This is a genomic window from Arthrobacter terricola, from assembly GCF_004354015.1.
In the GTDB taxonomy this organism is placed as follows: Bacteria; Actinomycetota; Actinomycetes; order Actinomycetales; family Micrococcaceae; genus Arthrobacter; species Arthrobacter terricola.
Map to the genome: position 1 here is coordinate 1 of NZ_SMRU01000008.1, position 24319 is coordinate 24319.

The window sequence follows — 24319 nt, forward strand, 5'->3', positions numbered from 1 at the left end:
TACGCCACGCACAAGACCCCCGAAGTCAAGGCATGGCTTGCGGCCCATCCCCGCTTCACCGTCCACTTCACTCCTACCTCGGGATCCTGGCTGAATCTCGTCGAAGTCTGGTTCGGCATCATCGACCGGCAGGCCATCCGGCGCGGCGTCTTCACAAGCGTCAAAGACCTCAACCAGAAAATCCGCCAGTTCATCACCGGCTGGAACGACCGATGCCACCCGTTCGTCTGGACCAAAACCCCCGAACAAATCCTCGCAAAAGCCAACCGCTTAACTACTTCAGAAACGCGACACTAGGTATGGAATTTCGGCAATTTATCGCATGACAATTAAATTCGTCACCGTCAGGTGAATTTCATAAATTTGTTCAGGGGGACAAATGAAAAAATCCATTGCAGCACTTGCCCTTGCGGGAACAATTCTTTTTGCTGGCACCGCTCCAGCCATGGCAGACAGCTACCCGGCTCCCGGGAATGAATGGGGAACCGTTTCCGACGGCACGATAAACCGCGGCGCATCCGTAACTTTCTCGGGCAGCGGATACGTTCCGGGCGAAACCGTCAACATCACATTCGAAAAGACCGGCGGACCGAAGGGCTCCGCACCGGCAGCCCTTAGCGTTACCGCCGGCTCCAGCGGCGCTTTCTCTACCAACATCACCTTCCCGAACGCCGGCAATTACATGATCACCGCCGTCGGGGCCACTTCCGGCAATACCCGTTCCGCACGCGTCTCCGTGAATAACGGTAACCACAACGGCGAGAACAACGGCAATAACAATCCCGGTAATGGCAACGGCAAAGGCAAGGGCAATTCCAACCTCGTCTCGGTCTCCAGCATCACCGACGCCGGAGCAGCAACGAGTCAGGCGAACAGCGCGGCTGACTCGAACATTATCTTGTGGGGGCTGACAGGCGCCGGCGTGCTGGCAGCATGCACGGTCTCGGTAGCGGTGATCCGCCGCCGCTCCAAGAGCTGACGCAACCGCCACGCAGCATCATAGGAATGGGGTGGGTGTTTCCTCCGGGAAACACCCACCCCTTTTCACGTTTCCGAGCGACCTCACGCATCTGCTGGTTCCGGGGGCGGGTCCGTCGTCGCGGGGTCCGGTTCGCGGCCGGTCAGTGTTTTGAAGATGGTCCAGCCGACGGCGGTGATCGGGACTGCGAGCAACGCCCCGATGACGCCGGCTAGTATCGTCCCGGCGGCCAGGGCCAGCAGGATTGCCAGGCCGTGGATACTCAGTACTTTGCCCATCAGAACGGGTTGCAGGAAATGGTGCTCAAGCTGGTTCACTGCAACAATGACGGCCAGAACGATCACCGCCGTCACCGGCCCGTTGGAGATCAGTGCCACCGCAACCGCTACGGTGCCGGCGACGGTCGAGCCGACGATCGGTATGAACCCGCCGATGAACACGAACACACCCAGCGGCAAAGCCAGCGGGACCCCCAGAATCAGGAGTGCGACCGTCACGATGAGGCCGTTGGTGGCCGCGACGAGCGCTGTTCCGCGGACGTATCCACCTAAGACGACGGCGCTGCGGTCGGCCGCCAGGTGAGCCTTGGCACGGTGGTTGGCGGGTAGGAAGCCGATCAGGAAGCCCCGGATCATTGCTCCGTCTTTCAGGAGGAAGAACAAGGTCACGGCCATGAGGACTGTCGCAACCAGGATGTCCCCGACGGTCCGGACCCCGTTGAGTGCCTCGGTTCCGAAGGCAGCCGACGTGAAAAACCGTTGCACCGACTCGCGCGCCGCGTTGAGCTGCTGATCGCTCACCGGAAAAGGCCCGTTGTTGAGGAAGTTGTGCAACTGGTCGATGCCAGCAACAGCTTTCATCCTCAAATCCGTCCACTGGCTGCGGATGAGCAACACCACGCCGGTAACGACTCCGCCGAAGACTGCCAGGATGGCCAGAAATGAAACCGCGACGGCCAAGGCCCTTGGCAGACCGCGGCTGGCGAGCCATCGCACAGCGGGCGCAATAGCCGCAGACAGGATGACGGCGATCGTGGCGGGGATGACGACCAACGGCACCCGGGTCAGGGCCCAGAGGACGGCCCAAGCGAACGCGGCAACGGTCAGGGCCTGGACGGATCGGATGCTGGCCCGGCCAAATCCATCAGCCCAGATGGCGGGCAGCCCTGCCCTGGGATCAGGTCGTTCACGGGATCGGGACAACGGTAGACCTCTCCTTCTTGGAACGCCACGGATTTCCTGCTCACACCGTTTCGTACCAACAGGCTAAAACCCGTCATGCGGGAATGGTCAACCCTTCGCCCGGGACTTTCGCGCACGGACGACGGAAGATGGCCTCCCCTGCCGCCCAGTCTTAGACTCACCCCATGCGGACAGGGGACTTCGCCATGCTGACGCCGCTCCATGTCACTTCCATGGTGGTGTTTGGGCTGACCATGGCTTACTGGGGCCGGTACAGGTTCCCCATGCTCAAAGTAGGAGGAGCGGCCGACGAACGGCTCGGAAAGATCAACGCCGGACTTGTGGCGACACAGGGCATCCTTACCGCTGTGCTGCCTCTGGTGAACGGAGGGAAAGGCTATCCCCTGCTCGCCGTGTCGGCATCCGAACTCCTGCTCGCGGCTGTGGCAATGTACGGCGTAAAGCGCCCCGACGTCCGCCTTTTCGGGTACGCGGGCACCGGCCGCCACGCCGATCAGGAAGCCCCGCACCGCCTGACCACACGGTGGCCCTACACGCTCGCGTACATGCTCGGATACCTCGCCTGGTTCGGCTACCTCTTCACACTCGGCGTCCGATGACACCCAGCGTCCGATGAGGCACGGCGTCCGATGAGGCAACCGTTCCCGCGAGAGAACCCAGCCTAGAACCCGCCGCCGCCGCCTGTTTCGCCCGCCATGTTCGCAAACCGCGAATAGTGGCCTTGGAAGGCAACCACGATGTCCTTTGTGGGACCGTTGCGGTGCTTCGCAACGAGGATGTCGGCTTCGCCGGCGCGGGGCGATTCCTTGTCGTACACGTCTTCGCGGTGGAGCAGGATGACCATGTCCGCGTCCTGCTCGATGGATCCGGATTCACGGAGGTCGGAAACCATGGGGCGCTTGTCCTGGCGCTGCTCGGAACCACGGTTCAACTGGGAGAGCGCGATGACCGGAACTTGGAGTTCCTTGGCCAGCAGTTTGAGGGCACGGGAGAACTCGGAAACTTCCTGCTGGCGCGACTCGACTTTCTTTCCCGAACTCATGAGCTGGAGGTAGTCGAGGATCACCAGTTTGAGGTCGTGCTGCTGCTTGAGGCGGCGGCATTTGGCCCGGATTTCCATGAGGGACATGTTCGGACTGTCGTCGATAAACAGGGGAGCATCGTTCATGCGGCCCATGGTGGTGGCGATCTTGGACCATTGCTCGTCCTTGATGGTGCCCTTCCGGAGGTCCTGGAGGCCGATGGTTGCCTCAGCGGACAGCAGGCGCATGGCGATCTCGTTCCGACCCATTTCGAGGGAGAACATCACCGTGGAGAGGTTGTTTTTGATGGCGGCCGAGCGGGCGAAGTCCAGCGCGAAGGTGGACTTACCGACGGCGGGGCGCGCGGCAATGACGATCATCTGGCCCGGGTGCAACCCATGCGTAAGCTCATCAAGTTCATAGAAGCCCGTGGGGACACCAGTCATGCCTTCACCGCGGTGGCCCGACGCCTCGATCTCGTCCACCGTGGACTCCATGACGTCCTTGAGCGCCACATAGTCTTCCGCGGTGCGGCGTTCGGCGACGGCGTAGACCTCGGCCTGGGCCTGGTTGACGAGGTCTTCCACCTCGCCGTCCTGGCCGTAGCCCATCTGGACAATCTTCGTGCCGGCATTGACGAGCCGGCGAAGGACAGCGCGCTCGGCAACGATCTCGGCATAGTAGCCTGCGTTGGCTGCCGTCGGCACGGTCTGGATGAGCTCGTGCAGGTAAGCGGGACCGCCGATCCGGTTGATCTCGCCGCGCTTGGTGAGCTCGTCGGACACCGTGACGGCGTCGGCGGGTTCTCCACGTCCATAGAGATCAATGATCGACTCGTAAATGGTCTCGTGGGCCGGGCGGTAGAAATCGTGGCCACGCACAATCTCCACGACGTCGGCAATGGCATCCTTGGACAGCATCATGCCGCCGAGGACCGACTGTTCGGCGGGGATATCCTGAGGAGGCTTCCGGCTCGCTTCCGATGCGCGGCCGCCCTCAATCGAATCCAAGTGCGTAACTGACAAGCCGACCTCCATGTGTACCGCGGCAGATATCTATTCCCGGCGGTGCGTCAGCCCCGGCCTTGACGCGGCTGGGTCCTTCGCACGATGATTGCCGGCTGGTCCAAGTTTGGGGTGGAGTACCGACAAAATAAGGATTTCCCCGTTTTCCACAAGTTATCCACAGCGACGCCTCGCGAGGCGTCGCTGATCGTCAACGCGGTGGCGTCGAACTAGTGAAAAAGAGGTTTTCCAGGTACCTGAAGTAGGTACCCAGATACGTTATCCCCGCTTTTCCTCCCCACCAAGCCGGGCCTGTGGATAAACTGTGGAATACACACCGATACTTGTGCACAGTCTGTGCACTTACCTGTGGAAAGGGAAATTCTTTTTCCAAGAACCAGCCCCTGAGCTGGGGAAACATTCTCCACCCCATGTGGAACAAAAGTATTTCTGCCTCCGGCTCATCCACAGGAACTGCCACGGAAACTGCGCCCGGGAGCCCATTCATCCCGCAAATACCTCAAAAACAAGCCGAAAAAGTGATGTCGGCCACAAATGCCCGCCAAATTTGACACTGTGCTCTCACAAGCTATCCTTCCGCAGGAATGTGCTGTGGATAACTACGTTCTGGCATAAGCTCTAAGTATGGGTTTCACTATGGGGGATGTGCTATTGGTGGCAACGCCCGTTGTCATCCTGGTGGCGGTTTTGTGGGCCCTGACGGCGGCACTCAAACCGCGCAACTCAGGACTGTCCGACGCCGAACGCTACCAGCGCGAGCTCGCTGCACGTTCGGCCGCGCACCAAGCGGCGCAGGTCCAGCGGGCCACCGCCGCGCGGGCCAGCGTTTACGCCGCGACCAGGCCGAAGCAGAATCTCCAGCAGCCCACGCTGGGCGGCCATCAGGCCGGGATCAGTCCGGGCAGCGGCCTGGCCGGCTACAACGGTCCCATCCTTCCCAACGGACAGTTGAATCCTCAGCTCGCCCTGCAGCTTCAGGGCATGGTCCGTAACGGGCAGAAGATCCAAGCCATCAAGCTACTTCGGCAACAAACCCATTTGGACCTATCGACCGCCAAGAACTACGTAGATCGGCTTTAGCGCATGCAATCCCTAATCGTCCCGGTCCTCATCCTGCTGGCCGTGATTGCCTGTGTGCTGCTGGTCAGCCGCGTGCTGTCCCGCCGCGCAACCGAACGGCGCAGCAATGCGGCCTCCTCCAGAACGCCTGTGGATCCGGTGGAGCTGGCCCGTGAGGCCGCGGCGAAGCTGAGCGAGGACCAGCACCGCCAACTCTATTCGCTGATCGCCCAGGGACAGGCCATGGCGGCCATCAAGCTGTACCTCGGCGCTACTGGAGAGGGACTGCGCGCCTCGCGTGACGCCGTCGGCGCCCTCGCGGCGCACCCGCAGCCCTTCCGGCGACCCGAACCCGCCCCTCAGGACCTGGTGCCCGACGACGACGAGCCCGAGCACTTTTCGTACCGGTACCGGGCCATCGCCAGCAAGGGCGACGTAACCCGCGAGGTAAGCAGCAACATGCTCAATGACGAGATCTACGGGCGAATCCGCACCTTGGCCAAGAGCGGCGATATCGAGGGAGCCGCCCTGGCCCTGACCAAGCATTCAGATATCAGCATGAAACAGGCCCGCGAGTTCCTCGAGCTCCTGGACGACTAGTTCCCCGTGCGCCAAACCAGCGCCTAGCGTCCCGCTGTGATTCCCGCGAGGAGCTGCTCAAAGGGCAAGGATTCCATCGGGTCGGCTTTGCGGTGCGGCTGCTCTCCGCGCAGGAGTTGGGCGAGTTCACCGGCCGCCCGGTCCACGCGCACCGACAAGGGGGATCCGCCGTCGTCGGTGTTTCCCCAGTCCTGCGGACCGGCGAAAACGGAAGTCTGCGTCATGCGGGTTCGCAGGTAGGTGAAAAGCGGCCGCATGGCGTAGTCGAGCACCATTTGGTGCCGGTCAGTTCCGCCGGTAGCGGCGAGCAGGACCGCCTTGCCGTCGAGCGACTTGGGGTCGAGGACGTCGATGAAGGACTTGAACAACCCGCTGTACGATGCGCTGAAAACGGGAGTGACGGCGATGATGCCGTCGGAATCCTCGACGCCGGCGATCACTTCAGCGAGGCGCGGCGCAGCATAACCGGTCACGAAATTGTTGGCGATCTCCACTGCCAGGTCCCGCAGTTCGACCACGTCCACGCGCACCTCGTAGCCGGCGTCGCCCAAGTGGCGCTTCGCGGCCGCGGCGAGCTGGTCGGCAAGGAGCCTGCTCGACGACGGGACGCCAAGTCCGGCGGAAAGAACGGTAATGCGGCGGGTCTCCATGGCGATCTCCTCTTGATCGGCGACTCTGGGCTTCACCTCCAGAGTACATGCATTTGCATCTATATCCCCAAACTGGCGGCCCGCTTGCTTTATTCCCTAGAGCCGAACGGTACCCTCGATGCACGTCGACACACTGCCGCCCACCCAAATCTCGCCGCCCTCGGCACTGACATGAATGCGGCCCGCCCTGCCAAGCACAGTGCCCTGCGCCGCGACATACCGCGCCGGCGCGCGTCCGCTGCCGATCAGCCATTGGGCAACACCGGCGTTGAAGCTGCCCGTCACCGGATCCTCCACCATGGCATCGCCGGGAATGAACGTGCGGATTTCGAAGTCGACGGCGGAGCCCGGCTCATGCGGCCCAACGACCCCGACTTTCAACTCACCCATCGCGGCAAAGTCCGGCTCGAGGCCAAGAACCCGCTCGGCCGAGTCGAGGAGCACGCCAATCCACTGAGGGCCATTGACCAGCCACGAAGCGTCCAGGAGCGCCGTTTTGGGCAGGCGGAGTCCCGCGGCCAACTGCTCCAACGTTGCCTCATCCACGCCTTCGAAGCGGGTCAGGGGCGGAGCGGCGAAGGCGAGGCGACCGCCGTCGAGCTTTACTTTGACCAGGCCGGCGCCGCACTCCTGCACCAGGACCTGGCCCTGCTTCGGCACGCCCCCGGCCTCAAGCCAAGCATGGGCCGAACCCAACGTCGGGTGTCCAGCGAAGGGGAATTCCTCGCTCCCGGTAAAGATCCGGACGCGGTAGTCTGCCTCCGGATCGCTCGGCGGCAGCAAGAAAGTGGTTTCGGACAAATTGGTCCAGTTGGCGAAGTGCTGCATCTGGTCCGTGCTGAGCCCTTCAGCGTCGATGACGACGGCGAGCGGATTGCCGAGGTACGGCTCGTCCGTGAAGACGTCTACCTGCGAAAAGGGCCGGATGCGCGTGGGTTCATGGTTCACCGGTGAAGGCTATCACCGGCGACAAAAGCAAAAGGCCCTTGCCTCCGGAAACCGGAAGCAAGGGCCCTTCGAGCAGTTCGAGCTACTTTCCTGCGACGACCTCGAGGTCGATCACGGCGGAAACGTCCTCGTGCAGGCGGACGTTGGCCTGGTACGAACCAACAGACTTGATGTGGTTCGGCAGTTCAACGTTGCGCTTGTCGATGGCGCCGAGGCCAGCAGCCTCAACAGCAGCAGCGACGTCGGCCGGCTTGACGGTGCCGAAGAGACGACCGGTTTCGCCGGCCTTCACTACGAGCTTGACCTTCTTGGAGGACAGAGCCGAAGCCTGGGCCTGTGCAGCTTCGATCGAAGCGTGGGCGCGAGCGGCGCGGGCAGCCTTGATGGACTCAACCTGCTTCTCGCCACCCTTGGTCCAAGTCAGGGCGAAGCCGCGGGGCAGGAGGTAGTTACGTGCGTAACCGTCCTTGACCTCGACAACATCGCCAGCAGCACCGAGACCGGTTACTTCGTGGGTCAGAATGAGCTTTGCCATGTTAGTTAATCCCTTCCTTAGCCGCGGCCAGCGCCGGAGTAAGGCAGCAGAGCAACTTCGCGGGCGTTCTTGATTGCCTGGGCGATCTTGCGCTGTTCCTGCACCGTGACGCCAGTGACGCGACGGGCGCGGATCTTTCCGCGGTCGGAGATGAACTTGCGCAGCAATGCTACGTCCTTGTAGTCGATGACAGTGATGTCAGCGGCCTTCAAGGGGTTGGACTTTGGTTTGGGCTTACGGAGTTCAGCCTTAGCCATCGTGGAGCTCCTTTTCTATGGAGCCCGTGGAGTTGATCCACGGGATGGTGGTGTTCGACGGCGGCAACCACCCGGTTGCCTCGCGGCAGTTTCCGGCGGGTCCCGGCGTCGAACTTTAGTGAATGTTTAGAAGGGAGGTTCGGAATCCGGGCCGTTGCCCCATCCGCCCGCGTTGCTGACGCCCGGTGTAGACCAGGGGTCGTCCTGCGGTGCGGACTGGCCGCCGCCCCAATTTCCGCCGGAGTTGCCGCCCTGGTTTCCACCAGAACCGCCTCCAAAGCCACCGCTGTTGCCGCCGCCGAAGCCACCTTGGCCACCCCCGCCGGAGCGCTGGGTGCGGTTGACCTTTGCGTTGGCGTAACGCAGGCTCGGGCCGATTTCATCAACCTCGAGCTCGATAACGGTGCGCTTCTCGCCTTCTTTGGTTTCGTAAGAACGGCTCTTCAAGCGGCCGGAAACGATCACGCGCATGCCCTTGGTGAGGGATTCGGCGACGTTTTCAGCTGCTTCCCGCCATACCGATGCGCGGAGGAACAGGGTTTCCCCGTCCTTCCACTCATTCGACTGGCGGTCGAAGGTCCGGGGAGTAGAAGCGATGGTGAAGTTCGCTACTGCCGAGCCCGACGGTGTGAACCGCAGCTCGGGGTCATTGGTGAGATTACCGATGACCGTGATAGTGGTCTCGCCTGCCATCTACTGCCTCCTTGTTCGTTCCTGCGTGGATAAAGAGTGAAAGCCTGGAGCTGAAATTACTCAGCAACAACCTTCTGGTCTTCGGGGCGGATGATCTTGGTGCGCATGATGGTCTCGTTGAGACCCAACTGGCGGTCAAGTTCCTTGGCGGTTTCCGGCTTGGCGGTGAAGTTCACCACAGCGTAGATACCTTCGGACTTCTTCTTGATGTCGTAAGCCAGGCGACGACGGCCCCAGATGTCAACCTTTTCGATGGTTCCACCATCGTTGGTGATGACGTTGAGGAACTTCTGAAGCGACGGCTCAACGGTACGCTCTTCGACCTCGGGGTCGATGATTACCATCAATTCGTAAGGACGCATATGTGAACCCACCTCCTTTGGGCTAAGCGGTTACGGCATTTCCGTAACAGGAGGTTCATTTGCGATGAACAGTGCGCGCGACCCGTTCCCAAATCGGAAGCAGGACGCAGCACAGACTTCAATATCTTAGTGCATTCCCCGCGTCTAAGCCTATTCGGCGTGTCGGGCAGGCGGAACGGCCGACTTGGCGTATGTGGATAACTTTCGAGCCTCAGGCAGACTGAACCCATGACCATCCTCAAATCCATTGCCCTCTTCGTGGTCGCGGCTGTCGCCGAGATCGGCGGGGCCTGGCTCGTGTGGCAATCGGTCAGGGAAGCCAAACCCTGGTGGTGGGCAGGGCTCGGGATCGCGGCCCTCGGGATTTACGGATTCGTCGCGGCGTTCCAACCGGACGCGCACTTCGGGCGCATCCTCGCCGCTTACGGAGGAGTTTTCATCGCCGGATCGCTCGCCTGGGGAATGCTTCTGGACGGCTTCCGGCCGGACCGCTGGGACGTCGTCGGCGCCATCATCTGCCTCCTGGGCGTCGCCATCATCATGTTCGCACCGCGCCAAGGTGCCTAAGCGGGCGGCCGCCAAGCGTGCCATGATCGGACTATGAACGCCGCCGCACAGAAGAACGCAAGTACCAAGTCGGCCCGTGCCAAGCGCGCGCAATTGCGGTTCCTGGTGATGATTGTCGCCGGAATCGCGACGGCGGTTGCCACCGGAATCTGGGGCCAGTGGATCTATGCTCCCGCGGCCGGTTGGGCCGTGGCTGCCGCGGTCTACAACGTTTCCGTGTGGACCGCCATAACGCCCATGAAGGCCGACCAGACAGCCAGCCACGCGACGGAAGAAGATCCGCGGCGCTCCACCTCCGATCTGCTCATCCTGCTGGCCGCGATCGGCTCCCTCGCCGCCTTCGTCCTGGTGATGCTCGGCGCCAAGGATGCACACGGGATCGACAAGTTCATGCTCGCCCTGCTGGCCCTCGGCGGCGCGACGGCTTCATGGATCCTGGTCCACACCTTGTTCACCTTGCGGTACGCCGAGATCTACTACACCCGGACCCCGCCGGGCGGGATTAGTTTCAACCAGGACCAGCCGCCGCAGTACACCGATTTTGCTTACATGGCGTTCAGCCTGGGCATGACGTACCAGGTTTCGGACACGTCGATCACTACTCGTGAAATGCGCTCCGCCGCCCTGCGCCACAGCCTGCTCGCCTATGTCTTCGGCGTCGGAATCCTGGCGACCACCATCAACCTCGTGGTAAGCCTCGCTAGCTAGACACCAGCGCCAGCTAAACAGCAGCGCGAGCTAGACAGCCGTCCGGAAGAACACCTCCGCCACCGCGGCGAGGCGCTGCGGATCGTCGACGCCGCACAGTTCACGCGCCGAGTGCATGGACAAGAGGGGCACTCCGACGTCGACCGTCCGGATCCCCAGGCGCGTCGCCGTGAGGGGTCCGATGGTGGAGCCGCACGGGACGTCATTGTTGGAGACGAACTCCTGGTACGGCACGTCCGCCTCGCGGCAAAGCCGTGCCCAGAATGCCGCACCGGTTGCGTCCGTGGCGTAGCGCTGGTTGGCGTTGATCTTCAGGAGCGGTCCGCCGTTGAGGATGGGGCGGTTGGCGGGATCGTGCCGTTCGGGGTAGTTGGGGTGGATCGCGTGGCCGGCGTCCGCGGAAACACAGAACGACGCCGACAGGGCCTGCCGCCGTTCGCTCACGGTTGCGCCGAGGCCGTCTGAGATCCGGGTCAGGATGTCTTCAAGGATCGGTCCGCATGCACCCGAGCGGGAAGCGGAGCCGATTTCCTCGTGGTCGAAGGCGGCAAGCACGGCGATGGGGCCAGCAACCGAAGCGTTGGAGTGCGCGATCAACGCGGTCAGTCCGGCATGCGTGGACGAGAGGTTGTCGAGCCGTCCCGAGGCGAAAAACTCGCCGTTGGCACCGAAAATCTCCGGCGCTTGGGTATCCGCCACCACGATGTCGTAGCCGCCAATCCCGCTGGGATCCACGGACGCGCCCGGGACGGAGGCGGCCAGGATTCCAAGGACGTCCGTGGATTCAGGGTCGCCCAGGCCGAAGACCGGATTCATGTGGTGTTGCTTGTCCAGCGTGAGGCCATCATTGACGGCCCGGTCCAAGTGGATGGCCAGTTGAGGGAAGCGCAGGAGCGGGCCCGTGGCGGTGAGGTGCTGGGTTCCGTCGAGCATCACCAGGCGTCCGGCCAGGCGGAGTTCGCGGTCCAACCAGGAGTTCAGCAAGGGGCCGCCGTAGACTTCCACCCCGGCTTGGAGCCAACCGAACTTCCCTGTGGTGGGCTTGGGCTTGAGCTTGAACGACGGCGAATCGGTATGTGCGCCGAGGATGTTGAAGCAGGTGGCCGGGGTTGCGCCTTCGGGCGTCACCCACGCGATCAGGGCGCCATCGCGGATGACGTAGAAGCTGCCTGCCCCGCCACCCCACGGCTCAAGCTCGTCCAGCGCGGTGAAGCCGGCCGCGTCGAGCCGCCGCGCGGCCTCGTGCACGGCGTGGAAGCTCGACGGCGACGCGCTCACGTACGCGCCGAGGTCCTGGATGTGTTCTACAGCGGAGTTCGAAGGCATGGCTCCGAGTCTAGTAGTCCGGATTACTCGGAATCACGAGTCCCGTTTCGTACGCATAGACCACCACTTGGACGCGGTCGCGCAAATGAAGTTTGGTGAGGATCCGCCGGACGTGTGTTTTCACGGTGGCCTCGGACAGGAAGAACTTGTGCGCTATCTCCGCGTTGGACAACCCGCTGGCAATCGCTTCCAGGATCTCGGTTTCGCGGGGCGTGAGTTCTTCGAGCAGGGGATCGCGCGCCGGAGCCGAGACATGGCCAGGTACTTTGCCGCCGCGCACATAGGTCTCAAGGAGCCGCTGCGTCACCCGCGGAGCCACGACGGCGTCGCCGCTCGCGACGAGCCGGACGCCGTGGACCAATTCCGACGGCGCGACGTCCTTGAGCAGGAACGCCGAAGCGCCCGCTTGAAGTCCGGAGAAGGCGTACTCGTCGAGGTCGAATGTGGTCAGGATGATGATCCTGGCAGCGGATTCAGAGGCCGTGATGCGCCGGGTTGCTTCGATTCCGTCCATCGCGGGCATCCTGACGTCCATGAGGACAACGTCAGGCTCAAGCTCGGCGACCTTCGCCACCGCGTCGGCGCCATCCGAGGCCTCGCCCACCACCTCGAGGTCTTCTTCCCCTTCGAGGATGAGCCGGAATCCCATGCGCAGCAGCGGCTGGTCGTCCACCAGCAGGACCTTGATTGGTGCGTTGCCTGTCACGTCTTCCCCTTGTCGCCGTTCCATGTCAGCTCTGCGCGGACCCGCCATCCGCCCTTGGGGCCCGGGCCTGCGTCCACCGAACCAGCATAGATTCCCGCCCGCTCACGCATCCCCGCGATGCCTTGTCCGGTACCCAAAGCCGCTTGTTCGGTGCCCGGCTCGAGCGAGCCTTTGCCGTCGTCGCGCACTTCTATGGTGACCAGGTCACCCTCGCGGACGATCTGCACATCCACTTGCCCCAACGACCTCCCGTACCGCAGCACGTTGGTGAGGGACTCCTGGACAATCCGGTAGACGGTGAGTTGGAAGGCGGTGTCTTCCGGAAGCGCCGGACCCGTGTGCGAATAGTGCACCGGCAGCCCGGCCGTCCGGAAACCGTCCAGCAGCTTGCTCAAGTCATGGGCGGAAACCGTGGGCTCCAAAGGTGCCGGACCGCCCGAATCGTCCCGCAACACGCCCAGGACGCGCCGCATGTCCGCCAACGCAGTCCTGCCGGTCCGCGAAAGTTCCCCCAACACCTCACCCGCGCGGGCGGGATCCTTCTTGACCACGACGGCGGCCCCGTCCGAAAGGCTGACCATCACCGTGAGCGAGTGGGCAACGACGTCGTGCATTTCCCGGGCGATCCGGTTCCGTTCCGTGACGGAACCCAAGCGCGCGGTGCGTGCGGCCCACGCCCGGATTTCACTTTCGTGCTCGCGGCGCTGCCGCACCGAAATCCCGATTCCGGTGGCGATCAGGTTGGACAACACAATGCTGACCGCGGCCGTGATGTTGCTGATGAGGTGGAAATTCTCCGGAACCTGCTCTGCGCCGGACGGCACTACCGGGCTGATCCACATGAACAGGTACACCAAGGTCAACGGCAGGCTCGCGGCGCCGAGAATCGTCAGCGCGAAAGTCCGCGGCCGCGACACCGCTACCTCGTAGAGCGCGAACCACAAGCCGGCCGAGACGTTCGAGCCCCATGGATAAAGCAAGGTAACGGCAACTTCGAGGATGGCTACCCCAGCGGTAACGCTGAGCTGGAACCGGTGCCGGAAGAAAAGGATGGCCGCAATGGCCACGAGCAGGACGGACGCGAGCCACTTGCCGTCCGAGATGGCTCCCACGAACGTGGGCAGCGCCAGGAGCGAATAGCAAAGCACCACCACGGCGTCCATGACCCGCGGATGTTCGAACAGGTAGCGGCGGATCCTGCCGCGGCGGCGCAGGGTGATTTCAGCAAAGGACGCATCGGCCACGTGGGCCGATGCGTCCTGCGCTGGCAACTCTTCACTCATGGGTTGAGCCTAGTGCGGCCATGCCGGGGTCGGCTGGCCAAGGCGGCTAATCAGACGTCGCGCTTCTTGAGCGCAATGAGGGCCGGAACCATGAACAGGATGACGTATCCAAGGAACACGAGCCCGCCCGCCCAAGGGTCCAGGGTGCCGTCCACGTGGCCGATCGACAGGAAGCGTCCGGCTGCCTCGCTCGGCAGGTATTGGGGGACGTATTTCCAGAAGTCACCGGGCGCGAAGGCCAGGAACTGGCCGGCGAACGGAAGCACGAACATGATGCCGACCAGGATGGTGATCCCGCCGGCCGGGTTCTTCAGCAGGGTTCCCAGCGAAAGTCCGATCAACGCGACGCCGGAGACATACAGGCCGCCGGTGAAGACGCTATAGATGACGCCGTCCGTGTTCCAACCCAAGCCGAGATCGAAGTTGGCGAACATGGGCGATGCAATCAGGAAGGTCACGACGCCGCCCACGATAGACAGAACGTAGGACACAACAACCAGGACCAGCGCCTTTGCACCGAACGTGGACAGCCGGTCCGGAGCTGCGTTCATGGTGGAGCGGATCATGCCCGTGGCGTACTCGGAGGCGATGAACAGCACGGCCAGGGATCCCATGATCAGGATGCCGATGTTGAGGCCTGCGTTCGGCAGGTTGTAGAGGTCGAATCCCGATCCTGCCGGGAAGGACTGGACTGCCTGCTGCACCGATTCCTTGTGCCCCTGGCGGCCCACGGTGACCATCTGGTTGATGAAGTTCCAGCGGACCAGCGCGGACAGAAAGCCGATGCCGACAATCGCCACGAACGTCAAGCACATCAGGAGTTTGGTGCTCATGAGGGTCCGGAACTTGATGGACTCGGAGTTCAGGACGCGGAAGAAATTGACGCCGTGGGTCCCGGCCGAGGGGCCCGCATGCTTCTTGCTGACGGTTGCGGTGCTCATGACTGGATACCTTCCATGGTGGCGGAGGAATTGGCGGCGACTCCGGCAGGGCTTGCCCCGTCCGGGACGGCCGACGCGCCGGGACCACCCGGAGCTGCGGGTCCGCCGCTGATGTGCGAGTGGTACTCAACCTCGTCCTTGGTGAGCTGGAAGTAGGCCTCTTCCAGGGAGGACGTGAGCGGAGTGAGTTCGTAGACCAGGACCCGGTTGTCGAGCGCGAGCTGGCCGATGCGGATCGGCTCCACGCCATAGACTTCGAGGGTTTCGCGTTCGTTCTGCTCAACGCGCACGCCGTCGCGGGCCAAAAGCTCGGACAGGCGGGTGGTCTCGGAGGTGCGGACCAAGGTGCGCTTGCGGGACTGGCTTTCGATCAGCGAATCCACCGAGGTATCGGCGATGATCTTGCCGCGTCCGATGACGATGAGGTGGTCCGCGGTCTGGGCCATCTCGGACATGAGGTGGCTTGAAATGAAGATCGTCTTGCCCTGGCCGGCGAGGTAGCGTGCGAGGTTCCTGACCCACTGCACGCCTTCGGGATCGAGCCCGTTGACCGGTTCGTCGAGGATGAGCGTCTGGGGATCGCCGAGGAGCGCGTTGGCGATGCCGAGGCGCTGGCCCATGCCGAGGGAGAATCCGCCGGCCTTCTTCTTGGCAACTGCGGTGAGGCCGGTCATTTCGATGACTTCGTCCACGCGGGCGTTGGGGATGCCGTGCGTCGCGGCCATGGCGCGCAAATGGTTGTAGGCGCTGCGGCTCGTGTGGACGGCCTTCGCGTCGAGCAGTGCCCCTACCTGGTGCAAGGGTGCCTTGTGCTGGGAGTAGTGGAGCCCATTGATGGTGACGTCGCCCGATGTGGGGCGGTCGAGGCCCATGATCATGCGCATAGTGGTGGATTTGCCGGCGCCGTTCGGGCCAAGGAAGCCCGTGACCTTTCCGGGCTGTACGGTGAAGCTGATTCCGTCCACGGCTGTCTTTGCGCCGTAGACCTTCCTCAAGCCTTTTGCTTCAATCATGGAAGCGTTCCCTCCGCTTGCTGCAGCTAAGTGTTGACTGTACGTACAACGCTAACCATCGGCGCAGGCGAATTCGCCGGTCTCAGGGATGATTCAGGGTCCGGTCAGGGTAATCCCTCCGGATGACGCCGCCGGAATCCGGCGCAATAACGGGCCCAATAAAAGGCCGATTACGGGCCTCAGGAAAGGGGCGTATAGACCCGAAGCGCCCGACGCCGGACGCTGAACTCGGCGGTCCGCACACCTGCCAGCGGCTCGCCGTCGACCGCCACCACCAGCGGTTCGCCATCCGTCTCGATGCTGAGCCGCACCGCCTCGCTGAGGTGGGTCACCTTGGAGGTGCCCGTGGTCCCCGTGAAGACAGCCCACAGCAGCCGAAGCCGGGCAAATGGTTCGTCGGCGGTGACCATGCGGATGTCCAGGACGCCGTCGTCGAGGACCGGGCGCGTGAGCGGTGCGACGTCGCGCGGATAGAAGCGTCCGCGGCCCAGGTAGAGGATCCAGAGTTTGTGGGGGACGTTATTGATCCGGAGCGTCGTGGGGGTTGCCGCGCCGAAAGTGCGCAGCCCCGCGATGATTCCGGCGAGCGGCTTCCCCAGGGCGTGCTCGAGGTGTTCCCGCCGGCGCACCAGGTTGGGGTAGACGCCGATGCTCGCCGTGTTGAGCATGGTGAGTTCGGTGACCTCATGCGTGCCGTCCAGGCCGCGGCCCGCGGTCACGTGGCCCAAATCGGTCCACGCGGCGGTGCCGGCCTTGGCGGCGTTGACCGCTTCATCGAGGACCCGGGTGTCGATATCCCGGGCGAAATGGTTGAGCGTTCCTCCCGGAAGGACCAAGAGCGGCAATGAGTGCTCGACGGCGGCAGCCGCGGCCGTGCCCACCGTACCGTCGCCGCCCCACACGCCCAAGGCCTTGGTTCCGGGCTTTCGGGCTGCGGCGCGGATTTCCTCCTCGACGTCATCGTCGCCCGCTATGACCTTAATATGCGCCTTGGGGAATATTTCCCGCAGCCGGGTTTCCGTCGCCGGTGAGTAGGACCCGCCGAGGGCGTTGACAGCGATACTAAGCCCCGCGCCGTCGTCGATCGCGGGGGCGTCCGCCGGCGTGCGCTCCGCTACCGGAACCGGGGGCCGGACCGGCCACCACTTCCGGGTGAGGAACGCGGCACCCGCGCCGATCGCCGATCCGAGCACGACGTCGGAAGGCCAGTGCGCGCCGGTGTGGACGCGGGAATACGCCACGCCCGCAGCAAGCGGAGCAAGCGCCGCACCGAGGCCGGGATGCACCATCGCCACGCCGAGCGTGAAAGCGACGGCCGACGCCGAATGCCCCGAAGGCATGGATGAGCTGGTGGGCTGCGGTTGGACGAAGCGGAATGCGGGAAGGTGCTCGGGGAGCGGCCGCGTTCGCGGGAGGAGTGTCTTGAAACCCAGGTTGGTCACTGCCGAAGCGATGCCAAGGGCCATGAGGCCGTGGATCGCGGCGTTGCGGGGCTTGCCGGAAATTGTCCCCAGGACGCCCGCGAAGGCGAACCAAAGTTTGCCCTTTGTGGCAGCGGCGGAAAGGTTCCTGAGGATCGCGTCATGGCGGCCTTCCGGCAAGCGCGACACGGCACGAACGGCTGCCCGATCGAGTTGCGCTACGCTAGTTAAGCCCCTTCGGCCCAATCGCAGCTTGCTTAGCATCCCATAAGCCTATCTCCGGGCAGCGTGTCACACTGGGTAAACCATCAGCTTTCACTCGGCGTGTTCCAAGCGAACCACCATAGTGTTCGGGGCATGTTATCAAAGCCTCAACTCATCAACAGCGGCATCGGGGTGGCCGTTGTCGGCATTGCCGCCGGCGCCTTCTTCGTGCTGAACGGCGCTCCGCAGACTGCCTCCGACACCACAGCCCGAACCGTCGCGGTGAGCGGGGCCGACCTGAGTGCTGTGTCCACGGCGAGCGGCAACGTCTCCCCCGCAAGCACCACCGTCATCAACGCACAGAACTGCACTGGGCCGATCGCCAGCGTGTCCGCAGTGATTGGACAGCAAGTCACTGCCGGCCAGGTTCTCGTCACTATCGATCCCACCAACGCCCAGAACGCACTATCCGTCGCTCAGGCCCAATTGGATTCGGCGACCGCGCAGGCGAACCAGCAGGCAGCGTCGGCAAGCAACCAGGTGGCATCCGCCCGGCAAAGCCTGGCCAACGCCCAGCAAACCTCCGACCTCGATGCCAGCCAGCAGGCCACCGCTGTCTCGGCCGCCCAGACCGCGGTCAATAACGACACCGCTACGGTCACGGCCGCACAGGCAACGGCAAGTGCCCAGCCCACCAGCCAGCCGGCGCAGACGGCCCTCAACGCCGCCCAGGCCCAGCTGGCCAAGGACAACCAGGCCTTGAGCCAGGCAGCGAACGCCCAGGCAAGCTCGGCGCTCAAGGACAAAGAACAGCTCGCTTCGGCCCAAACGGCGCTCAACTCAGCGCAAAACGCCGGAGGGGCGACGTCCAACACCACGTCGGCCCAGATCGCCGTGGATACCGCCAACAAGAACCTGGCCTCCTGCTCCCTCGCCGCCCCCGTGGCGGGCACCGTCACGGCCGTCAACGCCGTCGTCGGAGGCAACGCGGGCACCGGCTCGGGTTCCTCGGGCTCCAGCTCGACCGGCTCGACCGGGGCATCCGGATCCTCAAGCGGCAGCAGCTCCTCGAGCAGCGCAAGCGGGTCGTCGTCGGGACTCATTACGATCAGCGATACCGCGCACCTGCAGGTCGTCGCCAACTTCGCGGAGTCCGACATCGCAGCAATGAAGGTCGGCGATGCAGCCACGTTTACTTTCCCGGCACTGAAGACCGACGCTTCGGCAGCCCCTGTGACCGGCACCATCGCGGCGATCGCCCAGAACGCCACCACCACCAACAACGTGGTCAGCTACCCGGTCACCATCTCCATCACGAACCCTCCGGCGGCACTCCGCCTGGGGCAGAGCGCCAACATTTCCGTTACGACGGCCACCGCCAAGAATGCGCTCAACGTGCCTTCGCTGGCGATCACCACTACCGGAACCAAGCAAACGGTGAACGTCCTCAAGAACGGAACGTCGACGCCGGTGACCATCACCACGGGAATCACGGACAACGGCCGGACCCAGGTCCTCACCGGACTCAGCGCGGGCGACCAGATTGAACTTCCCGTGGTTTCCTCGACCTTGGACACCAGCACCACAACCGGTCGGACCGGGACAGGCTTCGGTGGCGGAACCGGTGGCGGGGCCGGCGGATTCGGTGGCGCGGGCGGCGCAGGCGGCGGCGCGTTCAGCGGCGCACGTGGAAACGGCGGGTAACCAGCCGTGAACAACGCTGTCATCCACCTGGACTCCGTCAGCAAGATCTACGGCAAGGAAGAAGCCGAAGTCCGCGCTTTGGACTCCGTCAGCATTTCCATTGAGCGCGGCGACTTCGTTGCCATCATCGGCGCTTCCGGTTCTGGAAAGTCCACCATGATGAACATCATCGGCTGCCTTGATGGAGCCACGGAGGGCACCTACCACCTGGACGGGATCGACACCGGAACGCTGGACGAATACCAACTGGCCCAGATCCGTAACCGGAAAATCGGCTTCGTGTTCCAGAACTTCAACCTGATTCCGCGAACCCGCGCCGTGGACAACGTCTCCATGCCGCTCGCCTACGCGGGCGTGCATCGCAAGGAGCGCCGTGAGCGCGCCTTGGAAGTGCTGGATTCCGTGGGCCTCGCAGCCCGCGCGGACCACAAGCCTTCACAGCTTTCCGGTGGCCAACAGCAGCGAGTAGCCATTGCGCGGGCCCTCGTCACCAACCCTGTCCTGCTCCTCGCCGACGAACCGACGGGCGCACTGGACACGAAGTCGTCCCATGAAATCCTGGACCTCTTCGAGTCCCTTCACGCCAACGGCCGGACCATCGTCATGATCACGCACGAGTCCGACGTCGCCGCGCGGGCCAACCGCGTGGTGCGCTTCCAGGACGGCCACATCATCGAGGACCACCGGCTCCGCGACGTCAATGCGCACCCGCTCGCGACGGCGGTGCCGCTATGATGATCGCCGAATCCATCCGCTTCGCCCTCTCGGGGGTCATGGCCAACAAGATGCGCTCGATCCTCACCACTTTGGGCATCCTGATCGGCATCGCGTCAGTCATCATCCTGCTGGCAGTCGGTGCCGGCACGTCCAACGCGATCAAGGCGCAGATCGGCAAGCTGGGCACCAACGTGCTCACCGTGAGCCGGCAGACGACGGCGGGCGGCCGGTCCGCGGGCGGCGGCCAGGCCGTTACGGGTACGCGTTCCCGCAGCACCAACCTGACGCTCCAGGATATGGCCGCGTTGACCGATCCGGTCATGGCGCCCGACGTCGCCAGCACGGCTCCCGTTGTCACCGCCCAGAACGTCACGGCAACCTTCCAGGACGCGACCCACGCGGTCGCGACGTTCGTGGGGACCACGCCGTCGTACTTCTCCATCTCCAACGACGCCCTCTCGGCCGGCTCCTACTTCAGCGACGGCGACGCGACCAACGGCACTGAGGTGGCGGTGATCGGCAACACCGTGGCGCAGGACCTCGTGGGCAACCAGGTGAACTCCGCCGTCGGGCAGACGATCGCGCTCAACGGGCAGAACTTCGTGGTCTCCGGCGTGCTCGCCTCCAAGGGTTCCTCGGGCCTGAACGATCCCGACGACATCGTGGTAATCCCCTACAGCGCCGCGCAGGACAAGTTCACCGGCTACTCGCCGTCGCTTTCGTCCATCACGGTCCAGGCGAAATCCGCCGACGTCATGAACCAGGCGCAGAACGAGATCCAGATGATCCTCGACGCGCGGCACAACGTGACGTCCGCCAACCGCGACTACCAGGTACGGAACCAGGCGCAGATCCTCACCACCGCAACCACAACGACGGCCACCCTGACCATCCTCCTGGGAGCCGTGGCCGGCATCTCGCTCCTCGTCGGCGGCATCGGCGTCATGAACATCATGCTCGTCACGGTCACCGAAAGGACCCGAGAAATCGGCATCCGCAAGGCGATCGGCGCCTCGCGGGGCAGCATCGTGAGCCAGTTCCTCATCGAGTCGCTCATCATTTCACTCATCGGCGGGCTTTTGGGCATCGCCGGAGGCTACATCGGCAGCGCGTTCCCCGTGCTAGGCACCCAGCCCGAAGTGCAGTGGTGGACCGTGTGGCTCTCGTTCCTCGTTTCCGCCGCCATCGGCTTGGTCTTCGGAATCTACCCCGCGAACAAAGCGGCGAAACTCCGCCCGATCGATGCCCTTCGCTACGAATAGCCCCCTCAACTCAACGAAACCCCAAACAGGAGATTCACATGTCCTACTCCGCACCGGAACCCGGTTCGTCCAACCCCACCGAGCCGCTGCCGCCTTACGGCGGACAGCCGACAACCGTCCTGAACGCCACCGGACACGAACCCGCCTCCGACCAGGGTTGGGGACGGCCGCAGGCTCCCCAGTCGTTCGGTCAATCGCCGGAGCCGTTCGTGCCCAAGAAGCGCTTCAAGATGGGTCGTCTGACGCAGATCCTCGTGGCCGTGCTGCTGATTGTGGTCGGGTTCTTCGCCGGCGTCGGCGTCACTAAAGCCATGGACGCGCGGCCCACCCGGGGCCGCGGCCAGTTCCAGAACTTCAACGGACAAAACGGCCAGGGCCGGAACCGGCCGAGCGGCGCCGCCACCAACGGTGTCTCGCCGAGCAACATTCCCTCGGCACCGGCTACGTCTGCGCCGTAGGCCATTAATCGCCGGCTGGCTCGCAGTTGTCGCTTTGAGGCGACGGCTGCGAGTCAGTCCTGTTTAACGAGCGGCTTCGCGGCGCCGGCCAACCACAAGGCGATCAGAATCGGAACGCCGATGGCCAGCAAAGCCATGTGGATTCCGGTGTGGTCGCCCAAGTATCCGAGGAGCGGCGGACCGGCGAGGAATGCGATGTAGCCGATGGTGGAAACAACCGAGACACGCGCGGCAGCGTGCTTCGGATCGTCTGCGGCAGCGGACATGCCCATCGGGAACGCCAAGGCAGCGCCGATACCCCACAGTGCGGCACCCAGCGCCGCGACAACCATGTTGCCCGCAAAGACGAAGAGCGCGAGCCCCACGGCCGCGGCAGCCATGCTGGCCCGAAGCACGGCAACCCGCCCGAAGCGGTCGATCGCGCGCCCACCGAGGAACCGCATCAAAGTCATCGCGGCCACGAACAACGCGAACAAGAGGGCGCCGGTCGATTCGGAAGCATCCAGGCCATCCACCGTCGCCTTGGCGATCCAGTCGTTCCCCGCGCCTTCCGTGAGGGTCGCGCCGAGGACAACGACGCCGATCAGCAGCGTGCGGGAGTCCCGCCAGGCCGAGGGGCCCTTGGGGGCCGCCATGGCGCCGTCGGACGCCACAGCGTGGGCCACATGGGGCATGAAGTAGCGCGGCGCGATCAGCATCAACACCACGACGACGCCGGCGATCACCAGCAAGTGCTCCGGCAGCCCGACCCCGATCTCCGAAAGCCACGCGCCGATCAAGGCGCCCACAAAGGCGCCCCCGCTGAAAGCCGCGTGGAACTGCGGCATGATGGTGCGCCCGAGCCGGTGTTCGACGTCGGCCCCTTCGATGTTCTGCGAGACATCCCACAAGCCGATCCCGACGCCGAAGAAGAACAACGCCAAAGCGGTCCCCGCGACGGTACCGGCCATGAGCGAGAAGGCGACGGCGGTGCCCGCGACTGCAACGAGCATTCCGGCGGAACGAATGGTGTGAGCCGTACCGATCCGGCCGACTACCCAGCCTGCGGACGGCAGCGCCACAAGGGACCCGACGGCGGTGCACAGCAACAGGGTGCCCATCTGCCCCGAGCCGAGGTTCAACGCCTCCATCACGGCAGGAATGCGGGCCGCCCAACTGGCAAAGACCAGACCGTTCATGCCGAAGACCAGGAAAGTGGCGATTGCGGCGGCGTTCACTTTTTGGACGGTTTTGGTGCTGGTGGTCATACGGTCACAACTTCCACAGAGGTATTCACGTCAGGTTCGGTTCTTTGGTTTCCCGTGCGGGACGGGTTTTGATCGGGGTGGTGATGCGGGCAACGGCCTCGACGGCTGTGGCCCGGTCATGCGGTTCGGTGTCAAGGGCGGCGTGGATGAAGAGTCCCTCGATCAAGGCATCGAGCATCCTGCACGTCTCCGGGTCGAAATGCAGCCCGAGAGCCCTCCTGCTCCGGGCCATCCAGTCGCGGGTGATCTGGCGGAACACCGGCTTCCTGGCGGCGAGCGTATAGAGCTCGTGCGTCAGGACCAAGTCCCGCTGTGAATCCAGCAAATCGAGGTGGATCAAGTCCACCACAGCCTGCCGGGCGCCGTCGACGTCCGCCGCTTCACCGAACTGCTGATCGAAGCGGTCGGCGATCGAGTTCGCGAAGCGCCTGAACGCCTCCGTCAGGAGTTCGTCCATGCTGACGAAGTGGTACGTCATCGAGCCCAGCGGAACGCCCGCGTGCTCCGCGATCTTGCGGTGCGAAGCGCCCGCGACGCCTTGGGCCGCGATCACGTCGAGGGCGGCGTCGATGATCCTGTCCCTGCGTTCCGGATCGAAGCGCCGGGAAGCCACGGTCAAATCTCCCGGATGACGCGGGCCGGATTCCCGACAGCCAGCGAGTTGGCGGGAATGTCCTTGGTCACCACGGCGCCCGCGCCAATCACCGAGTTGTCCCCGATGCTCACTCCCGGAAGTACGATCGCTCCGCCGCCGAGCCAGACGTTGTCTCCGATGGTGATCGGTTCTGCCGCTTCCAGCCGGTCCCGGCGAGGCTGCGGTTCCACGGGATGGGTCGGCGTGAGGAGCTGGACGTTCGGGCCGATCTGGCAATCTTCCCCGATAGTGATCGGGGCAACGTCCAGGGCGGTCAGGTTGTAGTTGATGAAAGTTCGCGCGCCCACTGTGATGTAGGTGCCGTAATCAACGTAGAGCGGCGGCTTGATGTGGGCCTCATCGCCAAGGCTCCCCAGGAGCTCTTCGAGGATGAGCCTGGCACCGTCCGGATCCTCGACGTAGGCGGCGGCGTACTTCGACTGGAGGACGACAGCGCGCTGCGATTCCTTGGCGCTTTCGGGATCGTCGGAGATATAGAGGTCCCCGGCGAGCATCCGTTCACGGTTCGTGCGGGGGTCGCCTGCGAAGTAATCAGCCATGCGTACGATCGTACACATCGTTGCGTCGCTGGGGAAGTCCCGCGCCGCCGTCGGGCACCTGCTCACGTCCGATGCCCCATAACCCGACCGTCGCTCACGTCTGGACGCAAAAACGGGAACGCTCGCGCAGATCCGGGCGGGCCGCCGTCGGGCATGTGAGCGTGCCGAAAAAACCCACCAAACGTGAGCGAGCGTCCTGGGACGGCGCGACGCGCGTGCCGCGCCGATCGTTACCG

Annotated in this window: 28 protein-coding genes; 11 read left to right on the forward strand and 17 right to left on the reverse strand. The window is 63.9% G+C overall.

Features of this window, described 5'->3' with window-relative positions:
- Together E1809_RS07985 and E1809_RS07990 are read left to right on the forward strand one after the other, a co-directional pair.
- Window positions 1-297 (forward strand): transposase (locus E1809_RS07985; protein WP_205754049.1); only part of this gene is annotated, 297 nt, incomplete at its 5' end.
- Between the two features lie 82 nt (window positions 298-379).
- On the forward strand, window positions 380-979 hold the full coding sequence (locus E1809_RS07990) for a hypothetical protein (protein ID WP_133203705.1): 600 nt from the start codon (window positions 380-382) through the stop codon (window positions 977-979).
- An 83-nt stretch (window positions 980-1062) separates the two neighbouring features.
- On the opposite strand, the gene E1809_RS07995 is transcribed toward E1809_RS07990, so the two are convergent.
- Window positions 1063-2181, reverse strand: a complete 1119-nt coding sequence (locus E1809_RS07995) for an AI-2E family transporter (RefSeq protein WP_235835508.1) — start codon at window positions 2179-2181, stop codon at window positions 1063-1065.
- Between the two features lie 164 nt (window positions 2182-2345).
- Between E1809_RS07995 and E1809_RS08000 the strand changes: the two genes are divergently transcribed.
- Window positions 2346-2780 (forward strand): hypothetical protein, encoded by a 435-nt coding sequence (locus E1809_RS08000; RefSeq protein WP_133203707.1) that lies wholly within the window; start codon window positions 2346-2348, stop codon window positions 2778-2780.
- Window positions 2781-2842: 62 nt separating this feature from the next.
- Here the strand turns inward: E1809_RS08000 and dnaB are convergent, their stop codons facing one another.
- The gene (gene dnaB, locus E1809_RS08005; protein WP_133203708.1) at window positions 2843-4228 is read right to left on the reverse strand and encodes a replicative DNA helicase; all 1386 of its coding nucleotides are present in this window, start codon (window positions 4226-4228) and stop codon (window positions 2843-2845) included.
- Between the two features lie 624 nt (window positions 4229-4852).
- Between dnaB and E1809_RS08010 the strand changes: the two genes are divergently transcribed.
- Both E1809_RS08010 and E1809_RS08015 read left to right on the forward strand, forming a co-directional pair.
- Complete coding sequence (locus E1809_RS08010; RefSeq protein WP_235835509.1) at window positions 4853-5308, forward strand: hypothetical protein; 456 nt, start codon at window positions 4853-4855, stop codon at window positions 5306-5308.
- A gap of 3 nt (window positions 5309-5311) precedes the next feature.
- On the forward strand, window positions 5312-5887 hold the full coding sequence (locus E1809_RS08015; protein WP_133203709.1) for a hypothetical protein: 576 nt from the start codon (window positions 5312-5314) through the stop codon (window positions 5885-5887).
- 23 nt (window positions 5888-5910) lie between these two features.
- Here E1809_RS08015 and E1809_RS08020 read toward each other — a convergent pair whose 3' ends face one another.
- The 6 genes from E1809_RS08020 to rpsF all read right to left on the reverse strand — a co-directional run bounded on the left by E1809_RS08020 (window position 5911) and on the right by rpsF (window position 9332).
- Entirely contained in the window at window positions 5911-6537 is a 627-nt protein-coding gene (locus E1809_RS08020; protein WP_133203710.1) for an FMN reductase, read from the reverse strand.
- A 96-nt stretch (window positions 6538-6633) separates the two neighbouring features.
- Window positions 6634-7485 (reverse strand): PhzF family phenazine biosynthesis protein, encoded by an 852-nt coding sequence (locus tag E1809_RS08025; RefSeq protein WP_133203711.1) that lies wholly within the window; start codon window positions 7483-7485, stop codon window positions 6634-6636.
- An 82-nt stretch (window positions 7486-7567) separates the two neighbouring features.
- Window positions 7568-8020, reverse strand: a complete 453-nt coding sequence (gene rplI / locus E1809_RS08030; protein ID WP_133203712.1) for a 50S ribosomal protein L9 — start codon at window positions 8018-8020, stop codon at window positions 7568-7570.
- A 17-nt stretch (window positions 8021-8037) separates the two neighbouring features.
- Window positions 8038-8277, reverse strand: coding sequence for a 30S ribosomal protein S18 (rpsR, locus tag E1809_RS08035; protein WP_003800144.1), 240 nt, complete (start codon window positions 8275-8277; stop codon window positions 8038-8040).
- 126 nt (window positions 8278-8403) lie between these two features.
- Window positions 8404-8970, reverse strand: a complete 567-nt coding sequence (locus E1809_RS08040) for a single-stranded DNA-binding protein (RefSeq protein WP_133203713.1) — start codon at window positions 8968-8970, stop codon at window positions 8404-8406.
- A gap of 56 nt (window positions 8971-9026) precedes the next feature.
- On the reverse strand, window positions 9027-9332 hold the full coding sequence (gene rpsF, locus E1809_RS08045) for a 30S ribosomal protein S6 (protein WP_133203714.1): 306 nt from the start codon (window positions 9330-9332) through the stop codon (window positions 9027-9029).
- Window positions 9333-9560: 228 nt separating this feature from the next.
- Here rpsF and E1809_RS08050 point away from each other — a divergent pair, with 228 nt between their 5' ends.
- Both E1809_RS08050 and E1809_RS08055 read left to right on the forward strand, forming a co-directional pair.
- Complete coding sequence (locus E1809_RS08050) at window positions 9561-9899, forward strand: YnfA family protein (protein WP_133203715.1); 339 nt, start codon at window positions 9561-9563, stop codon at window positions 9897-9899.
- Between the two features lie 33 nt (window positions 9900-9932).
- A complete protein-coding gene (locus E1809_RS08055; protein ID WP_235835510.1) occupies window positions 9933-10607 on the forward strand; it encodes a DUF1345 domain-containing protein in 675 nt (224 codons plus the stop codon).
- 30 nt (window positions 10608-10637) lie between these two features.
- On the opposite strand, the gene E1809_RS08060 is transcribed toward E1809_RS08055, so the two are convergent.
- The 6 genes from E1809_RS08060 to E1809_RS08085 all read right to left on the reverse strand — a co-directional run bounded on the left by E1809_RS08060 (window position 10638) and on the right by E1809_RS08085 (window position 17561).
- A complete protein-coding gene (locus tag E1809_RS08060; RefSeq protein WP_133203716.1) occupies window positions 10638-11933 on the reverse strand; it encodes a M18 family aminopeptidase in 1296 nt (431 codons plus the stop codon).
- 10 nt (window positions 11934-11943) lie between these two features.
- Window positions 11944-12582, reverse strand: coding sequence for a response regulator (locus E1809_RS08065; RefSeq protein WP_407921056.1), 639 nt, complete (start codon window positions 12580-12582; stop codon window positions 11944-11946).
- A 53-nt stretch (window positions 12583-12635) separates the two neighbouring features.
- Window positions 12636-13922 carry a sensor histidine kinase gene (locus E1809_RS08070; protein ID WP_133203718.1) on the reverse strand — a complete coding sequence of 429 codons (1287 nt, stop codon included), beginning with the start codon at window positions 13920-13922 and terminating at the stop codon, window positions 12636-12638.
- Between the two features lie 50 nt (window positions 13923-13972).
- Window positions 13973-14863, reverse strand: a complete 891-nt coding sequence (locus E1809_RS08075) for an ABC transporter permease (RefSeq protein ID WP_133203719.1) — start codon at window positions 14861-14863, stop codon at window positions 13973-13975.
- A complete protein-coding gene (locus tag E1809_RS08080; RefSeq protein ID WP_133203720.1) occupies window positions 14860-15876 on the reverse strand; it encodes an ABC transporter ATP-binding protein in 1017 nt (338 codons plus the stop codon). The genes E1809_RS08075 and E1809_RS08080 overlap by 4 nt, the downstream gene beginning before the upstream one ends.
- Window positions 15877-16055: 179 nt before the next feature.
- Entirely contained in the window at window positions 16056-17561 is a 1506-nt protein-coding gene (locus tag E1809_RS08085) for a bifunctional phosphatase PAP2/diacylglycerol kinase family protein (RefSeq protein WP_205754133.1), read from the reverse strand.
- A 93-nt stretch (window positions 17562-17654) separates the two neighbouring features.
- Here E1809_RS08085 and E1809_RS08090 point away from each other — a divergent pair, with 93 nt between their 5' ends.
- The 4 genes from E1809_RS08090 to E1809_RS08105 are packed head-to-tail and all read left to right on the forward strand — an operon-like array spanning window position 17655 to window position 21642.
- Window positions 17655-19205, forward strand: a complete 1551-nt coding sequence (locus E1809_RS08090; protein WP_133203721.1) for an efflux RND transporter periplasmic adaptor subunit — start codon at window positions 17655-17657, stop codon at window positions 19203-19205.
- A gap of 6 nt (window positions 19206-19211) precedes the next feature.
- Entirely contained in the window at window positions 19212-19940 is a 729-nt protein-coding gene (locus tag E1809_RS08095) for an ABC transporter ATP-binding protein (RefSeq protein ID WP_133203722.1), read from the forward strand.
- Window positions 19937-21184, forward strand: coding sequence for an ABC transporter permease (locus E1809_RS08100; RefSeq protein ID WP_133203723.1), 1248 nt, complete (start codon window positions 19937-19939; stop codon window positions 21182-21184). Before E1809_RS08095 ends, E1809_RS08100 begins: the two co-directional genes overlap by 4 nt.
- A gap of 38 nt (window positions 21185-21222) precedes the next feature.
- The gene (locus E1809_RS08105) at window positions 21223-21642 is read left to right on the forward strand and encodes a hypothetical protein (protein WP_133203724.1); all 420 of its coding nucleotides are present in this window, start codon (window positions 21223-21225) and stop codon (window positions 21640-21642) included.
- Window positions 21643-21695: 53 nt separating this feature from the next.
- Here the strand turns inward: E1809_RS08105 and E1809_RS08110 are convergent, their stop codons facing one another.
- The 3 genes from E1809_RS08110 to E1809_RS08120 are packed head-to-tail and all read right to left on the reverse strand — an operon-like array spanning window position 21696 to window position 24083.
- On the reverse strand, window positions 21696-22889 hold the full coding sequence (locus E1809_RS08110; protein WP_133203725.1) for an MFS transporter: 1194 nt from the start codon (window positions 22887-22889) through the stop codon (window positions 21696-21698).
- A gap of 25 nt (window positions 22890-22914) precedes the next feature.
- Window positions 22915-23502: a TetR/AcrR family transcriptional regulator gene (locus E1809_RS08115; RefSeq protein WP_133203726.1), complete on the reverse strand. Its 588-nt coding sequence runs from the start codon at window positions 23500-23502 to the stop codon at window positions 22915-22917.
- Between the two features lie 2 nt (window positions 23503-23504).
- On the reverse strand, window positions 23505-24083 hold the full coding sequence (locus E1809_RS08120) for a sugar O-acetyltransferase (protein ID WP_133203727.1): 579 nt from the start codon (window positions 24081-24083) through the stop codon (window positions 23505-23507).
- Between the last annotated feature and the right edge of the window lie 236 nt (window positions 24084-24319).

Coding starts and splice junctions, on each gene's coding strand:
- E1809_RS08060 (WP_133203716.1), bottom strand. CDS start 11,933: ATGCCTTCGAACTCCGCTGTAGAACACATCCAGGACCTCGGCGCGTAC.
- E1809_RS08090 (WP_133203721.1), top strand. CDS start 17,655: ATGTTATCAAAGCCTCAACTCATCAACAGCGGCATCGGGGTGGCCGTT.
- rplI (WP_133203712.1), bottom strand. CDS start 8,020: ATGGCAAAGCTCATTCTGACCCACGAAGTAACCGGTCTCGGTGCTGCT.
- E1809_RS08080 (WP_133203720.1), bottom strand. CDS start 15,876: ATGATTGAAGCAAAAGGCTTGAGGAAGGTCTACGGCGCAAAGACAGCC.
- E1809_RS08000 (WP_133203707.1), top strand. CDS start 2,346: ATGCGGACAGGGGACTTCGCCATGCTGACGCCGCTCCATGTCACTTCC.
- E1809_RS08015 (WP_133203709.1), top strand. CDS start 5,312: ATGCAATCCCTAATCGTCCCGGTCCTCATCCTGCTGGCCGTGATTGCC.
- E1809_RS08065 (WP_407921056.1), bottom strand. CDS start 12,582: ATGGGATTCCGGCTCATCCTCGAAGGGGAAGAAGACCTCGAGGTGGTG.
- E1809_RS08120 (WP_133203727.1), bottom strand. CDS start 24,083: ATGGCTGATTACTTCGCAGGCGACCCCCGCACGAACCGTGAACGGATG.
- E1809_RS08075 (WP_133203719.1), bottom strand. CDS start 14,863: ATGAGCACCGCAACCGTCAGCAAGAAGCATGCGGGCCCCTCGGCCGGG.
- E1809_RS08040 (WP_133203713.1), bottom strand. CDS start 8,970: ATGGCAGGCGAGACCACTATCACGGTCATCGGTAATCTCACCAATGAC.
- E1809_RS08100 (WP_133203723.1), top strand. CDS start 19,937: ATGATGATCGCCGAATCCATCCGCTTCGCCCTCTCGGGGGTCATGGCC.
- E1809_RS08110 (WP_133203725.1), bottom strand. CDS start 22,889: ATGACCACCAGCACCAAAACCGTCCAAAAAGTGAACGCCGCCGCAATC.
- E1809_RS08055 (WP_235835510.1), top strand. CDS start 9,933: ATGAACGCCGCCGCACAGAAGAACGCAAGTACCAAGTCGGCCCGTGCC.
- rpsR (WP_003800144.1), bottom strand. CDS start 8,277: ATGGCTAAGGCTGAACTCCGTAAGCCCAAACCAAAGTCCAACCCCTTG.
- E1809_RS08070 (WP_133203718.1), bottom strand. CDS start 13,922: ATGAGTGAAGAGTTGCCAGCGCAGGACGCATCGGCCCACGTGGCCGAT.
- E1809_RS08020 (WP_133203710.1), bottom strand. CDS start 6,537: ATGGAGACCCGCCGCATTACCGTTCTTTCCGCCGGACTTGGCGTCCCG.
- E1809_RS08010 (WP_235835509.1), top strand. CDS start 4,853: ATGGGTTTCACTATGGGGGATGTGCTATTGGTGGCAACGCCCGTTGTC.
- rpsF (WP_133203714.1), bottom strand. CDS start 9,332: ATGCGTCCTTACGAATTGATGGTAATCATCGACCCCGAGGTCGAAGAG.
- E1809_RS07990 (WP_133203705.1), top strand. CDS start 380: ATGAAAAAATCCATTGCAGCACTTGCCCTTGCGGGAACAATTCTTTTT.
- E1809_RS08105 (WP_133203724.1), top strand. CDS start 21,223: ATGTCCTACTCCGCACCGGAACCCGGTTCGTCCAACCCCACCGAGCCG.
- E1809_RS08050 (WP_133203715.1), top strand. CDS start 9,561: ATGACCATCCTCAAATCCATTGCCCTCTTCGTGGTCGCGGCTGTCGCC.
- E1809_RS08085 (WP_205754133.1), bottom strand. CDS start 17,561: ATGCTAAGCAAGCTGCGATTGGGCCGAAGGGGCTTAACTAGCGTAGCG.